We start from the raw sequence: 8347 nt of genomic DNA, 5'->3' as shown, positions 1-8347 counted from the left end.
GATGCGAAAGGTCGATGGCTGGGAAACCTTGGCTCAGCCCATCGCCCCGATCAGACTTGACCTCGCGGCCTGATCAGGCCCAAATCCACATGCTCGGAGAACGCCGCCAGAGAATTTCCACCAGATTCGAGACACAACCCTTCCGCCTCAACCGAAATACTTACTGTGACTTTTTCGATGAGGCACTTCCCATCGACTTCGACGAGTCTATAGGTCGATTCACTTTTTTCTGCGACGAAGGGGAACGACTGATCCAGTATTTTTCGCATGCCAACTCCAAATCGAACACGTTGTGAGGGTTTTGGAAGAGAGCAGGAAAACAAACCGACGTAAAGGATCGATCTGTATTCACGCGTCGAAAGCCCGAAAACCGGCGGCCACTCAGTTCATAGTATCGCATTCTACGAGCGCCCATGACGGCAGAGCGTCCAAGTAAAGTAATTCATCTCTCAACAAGGGATCCAGAGCCTCAGGCAATAGTTTTCGCAGCAACCGCCATTCAGGAGAAGACTCGTCTTTTTGCTCGGCAGTCGCGCGACGTAAATGCTGGCCAACTGCTGTGTCTAGCAAAGAATGCATCGCCGTGTTTCTTAGAAGATGCTCTAGGAGATCAGCGTATTGTGAAATGACGCCGCCACGTCCGCTAGGGCCCTCATTAAGTTGGCTATTTAGCATTGCCACAAGGTTTTGGCGGGTCTTTAGGTAGTTTTCTTCGCGGCCGTTTGCATGAGCGACGATTGAGAAAGCCGCCGCAACTAGAACGCTCGCGTCCCGGTCCAATCCGTTCAAAGGCGAGTACCGTTCCCAGTCATTCAGCGCGAGAAACCAAGGTCGGCGCAGCTGCTCAATGTCCCAAAGACGTGGCCCCACCAATTGGTCTCTAAAATAGGGCAGCTTGGACCGCGGAAAACTCAGCTCATCGAACCGAACTAGCTCGGGACCAGTAAGGTCAGCGCCCTCTGATACGTGGCAGCTCAAGACAAATGTGCCTTGCTCTCGCGATGCTTCAATGGCCGGAACATCCACTACAAATGCGTTTCCGCGATGTCTGCGAATGACATCCCTAAAGCTCTGTGGCAGTGATGAGGCGGTACTTGTTCAAGAAGTGTGTGCCCTAGCCCGCCATTGACGGTCGCATGCTCCTCAAACTTCTCTTCCAGAACGTCTTTAGGTGGGGCGCAGCTATGCATTGAGTTCTTTCTTTCAGAATTATTTTTCTCTTATTTCACGAGCGTTTGCGCAAATTTAAAAGAATGCTGGCGACATCGATTTTACCATTCGTTGCCTTAGAAATTTAGGAGTTTTCTTATTGTTCGGCTGGCGATCAAATTTACTCTCTTTCCATTCATCTATAAGGGGCAGATTCGTTCAACGCCGAGCCAATTGCAATGTACTCCTTCGTCTTGCGACCTCAAACAATCCTGGTTGCAAGTCTTCTGAAAAAACGTAGCGAATGATTGTTTTCGAGTTTTGATGTCAGTTGGTGCGCAGTAGCAGTGAACAGCCTCCCCCGGCTCTTCGAGGTGCATTCTCTAACATTGACTTTCAGAAAAACACACCTTATTTTCTGACAAGGAGATAGATTATGATCACATCGAAGATCAAACAATGCATCATCGAAAAAGGCCGCGGCGCAATCTTTGCGCCGCCGGATTTTCTGGACATCGGATCCCGCGCCAGCGTGGACCAGGCGTTGTCGCGTCTGGCCGATCAAGGTGTGATCCGGCGCCTGACACGTGGGCTATACGACTATCCCAAGAAAAGCCCGCGCTTTGGCTATCTGTCGCCGTCCGCAGACGATGTCGCGCAGGCTGTGGCTCGCAAGGACAACCAGGTCCTGCAGCCCTCCCCTGCCATGGCCGCCAACCAGTTGGGGCTTTCAACTCAGGTCCCGTCCAAACCGACCTACATGACCGATGGGCCAACACGGACCAAAACAGTCGGTCGGCAGGTAATCCAGTTTCGCAATGCGTCCTCCAAGACGCTTGTCGGTGCTGGCCAAAAGACCGGTGCCGTGTTTCAGGCGCTGCGTTATGTTGGCAAGGACCGGGTCGATGATCTGGTGATTGGCAAGTTGGCGCGTTCGCTGGACGGCAATGACAGGGCTCTGCTTTCCAAGCAAAGCAAGCATGTGCCAGCCTGGATGCATCCTGTCGTGCAGCAGATCGTTGCGCTTGCCTGAGCATGGATCAGTTTGCCAAGGACACCCCTGAACAACGAGACGAAGCCTTCCAGGAGGCCGCGGCGCAGCTCGGGATGTCCAAGGCCATCATTGAGAAAGACTTCTGGGTCTGCTGGTCCCTGAAGCAGCTTTTCGCCCTGCCCTCCTTTGGCGATCACATGATCTTCAAAGGAGGGACGTCCCTTTCCAAGGCCTATGACGTGATCCATCGCTTCTCTGAGGATGTGGATCTATCCCTAGATCGGGCACAGCTTGGTTTCGAAGACGACCGCGATCCTGAAAACCCCGAACTGTCCGGCGGAAAGCGCAAATCCTTGCTGCAGGAGCTCCAGGAGGTCGCAGAAGCGGAGGTCTCCGGTCCGCTCATGGCTGAGACTAAGGCCGCGTTTGATGCCGATCTCGATCAGGGTTTTTCCCTGACAGTTGACCCAGGCGACGCACAAACCTTGCTCTTCGCCTATCCATCCTTGTCGGACAGTGTCGGCGGTTACGTCAAACCCATTGTTCGTTTCGAATTTGGAGCACGGGGCGTCCATCTGCCGGCCGAGGTTCGCGAGATATCGCCATATGTTCATCAAGCCTTTCCTGATTTGCTGGGATCTGGCGGGGTAGATGTTAAAGTGCTGGGTGTCGAGCGGACCTTCTGGGAAAAGGCCACGATCCTGCACATGCTCTATCATCAGGATCCCACCAAACCCCTCGCGGATCGGATGTCGCGCCACTACTATGACATGGCCCAGCTCATCGGCCACGAGGCCAAGGGGCGCGCTGTCGGCAGCCTTGATTTGTTGGAACAAGTCGCTCATCATAAATCGGTTTTCTTCAAAGCAGCTTGGGCCAACTACGAAGATGCCAAACCAGGCTCCCTAAGATTGATGCCGAATGCGGAACTCGCTGTCGCCTTGCGTCGGGACTATTCTGGTATGCGGGAGATGATCATAGGGGACGCGCCGGGCTTCGACGACATCCTCGGTGCGATTGAAGCTTTCGAGGCTGAAATCAATAGCTGACCCATCGGTTTAGGAACAGACGCACTAATACCGCACTTCCTCATACCCTGGGACACCCTCAAAGTTCTCCCAATAGACGCCAACCGCGCGGAAGTTGATATTGGGGCAGTCCCCACCTCGCCGAACGCGGTGGACTGCGGACTGCGGCGGAGCATTCCAAGGCAATGATCGGATCGGCAGAGACCCAGCACTATTCCCGGACCGAAGGTTGTGGCGCCTCCATGCAAAGCCTCCCTGCGGACCATAAAGACCTAGTCTGGAACCGTCTGTTTGAGAACAGTAGTCACGTTCTTTTGTTTGCAGGAACTCCATATGATAAACACGCAACGACCGCACAAAATCAAACGCCGGATCAGAAATGTCGATGTCGGCCGTTCCAGTCGCCCGAGCCGAAATAATCTTTGCAGCAATCGCTTTCCCCACATCGCCTTCCCCGATCTGGACAACAGCATTGGTGGTTTGGCGTGTTGCCGCCCCGTTCATCAATTCCACATTTTGAATCCGAGCGAGCAATGGCACCGCTGAATCTTCATTTAGGGCAACCCCCATCGGACAGCGCCATATTTGCAGCGGCGGCTCAATCGGCCAGGGCGTGATGCGGCGGATGAACACCGCACGGGCATGGCTGCATTCTGCAGACGCGGGCCAGCCGCCTGCAAGGCAAAGAAGGATGGCACAATCCACCGGATAGGCGAAGGAGGCCGTCGGGTTCAATAGAGCAGCCACACCTCCCAAAAGAGCGCGCCGAAACACCGCGCCAAACGACATTTTCATCCCAGATACCCTTTCAAATTCAGAACTCATTTTTCTACCGATAGGTGCGGCATGCGCACTTGACTCCCGCATAGATGCATAAGATGAAGCGTGACCTGGCGTAATCTTGGACACGGCATCACCTGGGCGCACAGTGTCAAGATATTCAATGTCAGGCAATATCGTATATTGTTTTGTTTTGGATTTGTGTGTGATTTTTACTATTGACAGTGAATGCCTTTCCGCAGAGGGTCCGCACGTATTAGAAGTCGTCTCAAGCGAGGGACGACACATGCCGATAAAACGAAAATACCAATTGATCACAATCAGAGGCGTACGCGCCCTGGTGGCTGAAGGTGTGGCGTTTCAATGTCGGTATGACTTGATCGAGCTGACCAATGGCAAACCACGCTATCAGTGCATTTACCTTGCTGCAGGCAAGGAAAGCATCCTCATCTCTGACCGCGTATCGGAGAACGGTGTCGAGCCGAGATTGTTCAATCTCTGGCCTGGCTTGTTCAAACATCACTTCGAATTTGGCGACGGCACTGATCTCACTTTTGATAGCGACCTCATCATTACCACAGGCGAGCTTCGCGGACGTAATGATGTTCCACAAGGACGGAAGCGCTAGCGCCTCTGGCTGGACGTTTCACGGGGACCCACCTGCACATATTGAGCTGATTGGTTTTTCTAGAACAATTCCGCCTGAGAATACTCAGATCGCTCTATCCCCTGCCCCAGTTTCTCAGGCACGTGCGGAGATCTTGGCTGCCGTTCGCAGAACAGCTGCAAGACACCAGAGCAATCGTGCCTTGGCAGCTGTTGGTCTTAGCTCTAGTGAATGGCACCATCTGTTTCGGGCCCTCATTCAAGCTGAAAGCGCCTTTAACCCCAAGGCGCTCAGCCCAAAAGGGGCCGTAGGACTTGGTCAACTCATGCCGGGTACTGCCAAGCAACTTGGCGTAAACCCTCACAATATGCACCAGAACCTGGATGGCGCCGCGCGCTATTTCCTGGCGCAGCTGTCCAACTTTGGCTCCATCGAGCTGGCGCTAGCAGCCTATAACGCAGGCCCGCACCGGGTTGACCAATATGGTGGCGTCCCACCTTTCAAAGAAACTCGCAATTACATCTCCCGCATCAACCAGCTCTCAGATGGGTTGGTCCTGCGGCGTGTTCTCGCCGCATCGGCAGAGACATCATCCAACCCCAAAACACAGACTTCTGTCGTGTTGGACTAAGATTTAAGAGGACTACAAAACCTATGAGTTTCAATTCTGCCCAGAAGGCCGCCGTATTGGTGGCTTTCGCAATAGTCATGTCTTCACCTGCCCAGGCTCAGGACCTGTCTCCAATTCAAAACATGCTGGAATCCGTTGAAGCGGCTCTCACAGGACCCATCGGGATTGCCGTCGCAACACTCGCCGTTATCGGAACAGGCTTTATGTGCATGATGGGCCGCTTGAACTGGGGTTGGTTTGCCTCCGTGATCATCGGCATTGTGTTGATCTTCTCGGCCGGCACCATTGTTGCTGGGTTCGCGTAACGCCCGTCTGCTGTTCCTGAATCAGCAATACCAGCGCCCCTAAATCTCCATGCCATTTCTACCGACTGACCTGGATGCGATCTGTAACCCAATCACACCTCAGGCCAGACGGTAGGAATCCTCTTCCAATCAACTGCGACAGGCACCCCGTGGCACAACGCTCCCCTTTGTTTCTTGGCCTCACCAGGCCACCCAAGTATCTTGGCCTTCCCGTTGGATACCTAGCGGTCCTTTGTATGGGGATCATACTGCCGTTCATCTGGACCAAGTCCCTGGCCATCTTGCTGCTCGGTGCGCCTGCCTATGTGGTCATGTGGTTCACCGCCGACAAGGAGCCTAAGTTCTTTGAGGTTTTGCGCGTGTCATACGGCAAGGTTCGGGGCACGAGAAATGCGCAGATCTGGGGAGGTGACTCCTTTGGCTCTTGATGGATCCAACCTCAAGGGCGCGAGCCCGGCCCTTCTGTCTTTGGGAGCAGGTGAGTTCTCCAAGGAAAGTTACCTTTCTGAGCACATGCCTTATCTCACTTATGTGGATGATCAAATCATGATGCTGAAGCAGGGCGACCTCATGGCCACCCTGCGCTTTGACGGCGTAAACCCGATGACTACAGGGGACAGTGATCTTGATGCGCTCAAGCGGGCCGTCTCAGCTATCGTCTCTTTGACGGGCAATTCATTTGGGTTTTACGTGCACAGGATTTCTGTGCCGCAGGAGTTTGAGCTGCATCCTGTGCAAGGGGGCAGTTTTGCCGCACAGATCGACCAACTCTGGCAAGACCACATCCGAGATCTAGGTCCGAAAAAGCTACGCCTTTATCTCAGCGTCATCCGCCGACCCAACCTGGGCGCGCGTGTGCCATTTCTACGCCGGTTTGCCACTCGCAATTATCTCAAGGAGAGCCTAGCTCGGGTTCAGCAGCTCAATGAAGTGATGAACTTCTTCCAAGAAGCTCTAACAGCCGCAAAACCAGTGCGCCTAACGAGGCAAGATGGCGAATGGCTTGGCTACCTCGGCGCGCTCAACTCTGGAAGCTTTGCACCAATCGCAGAAGGTGCAGCCTTCACCAGTCTCGCCACACAGGCCAGCAATTGCCGCGCCACCTTTGAAGGAGACCGAGTAACCATCCGCGATGAGGTGACCGGCGCTCTGCGATACGGGGCTGTCTTTGCGATCAAAACCTACCCCTCGATAACCGATGTGACCATGCTGGATGCACTGGACTTGCCCATCGATGTGGTGCTGACCAACAGCTTCACCCCCATTCCAAACAATATCATGCTGGAGAACATCCAGCGGACCGTTCGTCAGATGCGAGCGGCTGATGATGCTGCCGTCTCGTTGCGCGATCAGCTGACGGATGCGGCAGACGATATGGAATCCGGGCGTATCGCCTTTGGGGATCATCACCTGTCCGTGGCGATCTATGCCAAAACCCGTGATTTGCTTGAACAGGGCGTGGCGCAGGTCAAACGGATTGGCCAGGAAACCTCGACCGTACTGATCCGAGAAAACATGGCGCTCAAAGCTACCTATTTTGCGCAGCACCCTGGCAATTTCTCTTACCGGCCTCGAAAGACGCCAATCTCCTCGGTCAACTTTGCTGACTTCGCAGCTCTGCACGGCACGATTGAGGGACGCCCAGCAAACAAAAGCCCATGGGCTGAGAATATCACTGTGTTTCCAACGGTGGGATCTTCTGGCTATCGGTTCAATTTCCACGAGCCTGGTGATGCAGCAAGTGAACCAACCGCCGGCCACGCCATTGTCCTGGGCACCATGGGCGTCGGAAAAACCTTCACCACTGCCTTTCTCGCAGCACAGGCTCAGAGGGTTGGAGCCAGGTTGTTCTTCTTTGACAAGGATCAGGGCCTGGAGATGGCGGTGCGAGCCCTAGGTGGGTCTTACAATCAAATCCGCGCAGGTGTTGCCACTGGATTAAACCCTCTCGAGACGGAAACTGATACCCGGGGCAAGGCCTGGCTCTCAGACTGGCTGACAACCCTGCTGTCGCGTACTGGATCTTTGAACGGTGAACAGGCCCGCCATCTGCAGCTCGCTATTCGCCAGAACGCCGATGCGCATCAAAGCCTGCAGAGCTTCTCTGGATTTGAACAACTGTTCCGCTCACTGGATGATGGGGATGAGTTGCTGTCTCGCGTTGCGGAATGGGCACCGGGTGGCCGCTTTGGTTGGGTATTTGAAGACAGCGCTGAGGGCGATGACCTCTCTGTCAAAGGCGACATCGTGGGCTTTGACATGACAGAAATCCTCGACATGGACACGGAACGCATGGCCGTTCTGTCTTACATCTTCCGCCAGATCGAGCGGGTCATAGAGGATCGCAAGCCCACCATTATCGTTTTGGATGAAGCGTGGAAATTGCTTAACGACAGCTACTTCGGCACCCGACTGGAAAACTGGCTGGTCACTCTGCGCAAGATGAACTGCGTGGTGATTATGATGACCCAGCTCCCGTCGCAGTTGGAGAAGTCCCATGTGGGCAAGGTAATTGTGGAAACCGTCTCCACTCAGATCCTGTTCCCAAACCCAAAGGCTGAGCCATCTGACTACCGCTTCCTACGTCTGAACGACAAAGAAGCGGAACTGCTCGTCCAGCCAATGATTGGAACTCGGGCTGCTCTCCTGCGCTCGGCGGGAGACAGCGTATTTATCAATGCTGACTTAACCGCCCTCGGGCCTCTGCTGCCATTCCTTGGTGGCGGTGCCACAGGCGAAGCCCTCGCCGGACCTGGTTGGCGAACCCGTAATGATTTTTGGAAGACATCATAATGTACAAACTGATCCTGATTGCTGCCCTGACGACATTGGCTGGGTGTGAGAATTACACAG

9 protein-coding genes are annotated in these 8347 nt (G+C 54.2%); 7 read left to right on the top strand and 2 right to left on the bottom strand.

Annotated features, from left to right (window positions below; translation table 11 throughout):
• Nucleotides 1-50 precede the first annotated feature (50 nt).
• The gene (locus QZ268_RS14130; RefSeq protein WP_295453841.1) at nucleotides 51-269 is read right to left on the bottom strand and encodes a hypothetical protein; all 219 of its coding nucleotides are present in this window, start codon (nucleotides 267-269) and stop codon (nucleotides 51-53) included.
• Nucleotides 270-1585: 1316 nt separating this feature from the next.
• Between QZ268_RS14130 and QZ268_RS14125 the strand changes: the two genes are divergently transcribed.
• The gene (locus QZ268_RS14125) at nucleotides 1586-2182 is read left to right on the top strand and encodes a DUF6088 family protein (RefSeq protein WP_295453839.1); all 597 of its coding nucleotides are present in this window, start codon (nucleotides 1586-1588) and stop codon (nucleotides 2180-2182) included.
• Nucleotides 2183-2184: 2 nt separating this feature from the next.
• Nucleotides 2185-3192: a nucleotidyl transferase AbiEii/AbiGii toxin family protein gene (locus QZ268_RS14120; protein ID WP_295453836.1), complete on the top strand. Its 1008-nt coding sequence runs from the start codon at nucleotides 2185-2187 to the stop codon at nucleotides 3190-3192.
• A 24-nt stretch (nucleotides 3193-3216) separates the two neighbouring features.
• On the opposite strand, the gene QZ268_RS14115 is transcribed toward QZ268_RS14120, so the two are convergent.
• Entirely contained in the window at nucleotides 3217-3966 is a 750-nt protein-coding gene (locus QZ268_RS14115) for a hypothetical protein (protein ID WP_295453834.1), read from the bottom strand.
• Between the two features lie 148 nt (nucleotides 3967-4114).
• Between QZ268_RS14115 and QZ268_RS14110 the strand changes: the two genes are divergently transcribed.
• The 5 genes from QZ268_RS14110 (at nucleotide 4115) to QZ268_RS14090 (ending at nucleotide 8287) form a co-directional block, all read left to right on the top strand.
• Entirely contained in the window at nucleotides 4115-4579 is a 465-nt protein-coding gene (locus QZ268_RS14110) for a hypothetical protein (RefSeq protein ID WP_295453833.1), read from the top strand.
• Nucleotides 4551-5189, top strand: a complete 639-nt coding sequence (locus tag QZ268_RS14105; protein WP_365322389.1) for a lytic transglycosylase domain-containing protein — start codon at nucleotides 4551-4553, stop codon at nucleotides 5187-5189. Before QZ268_RS14110 ends, QZ268_RS14105 begins: the two co-directional genes overlap by 29 nt.
• Before the next feature lie 23 nt (nucleotides 5190-5212).
• Complete coding sequence (locus QZ268_RS14100) at nucleotides 5213-5494, top strand: TrbC/VirB2 family protein (RefSeq protein WP_295453830.1); 282 nt, start codon at nucleotides 5213-5215, stop codon at nucleotides 5492-5494.
• Nucleotides 5495-5568: 74 nt separating this feature from the next.
• Entirely contained in the window at nucleotides 5569-5922 is a 354-nt protein-coding gene (locus QZ268_RS14095; protein WP_295453828.1) for a VirB3 family type IV secretion system protein, read from the top strand.
• An 85-nt stretch (nucleotides 5923-6007) separates the two neighbouring features.
• Complete coding sequence (locus QZ268_RS14090; protein WP_295453825.1) at nucleotides 6008-8287, top strand: type IV secretion system protein B4; 2280 nt, start codon at nucleotides 6008-6010, stop codon at nucleotides 8285-8287.
• Nucleotides 8288-8347 lie beyond the last annotated feature (60 nt).

It is taken from the genome of uncultured Pseudophaeobacter sp. (assembly GCA_905479575.1).
Classification (GTDB): Bacteria; Pseudomonadota; Alphaproteobacteria; order Rhodobacterales; family Rhodobacteraceae; genus Pseudophaeobacter.
Note: the sequence above shows the minus strand (reverse complement) of the source record. Positions and strands in the feature narration are given on the sequence as shown.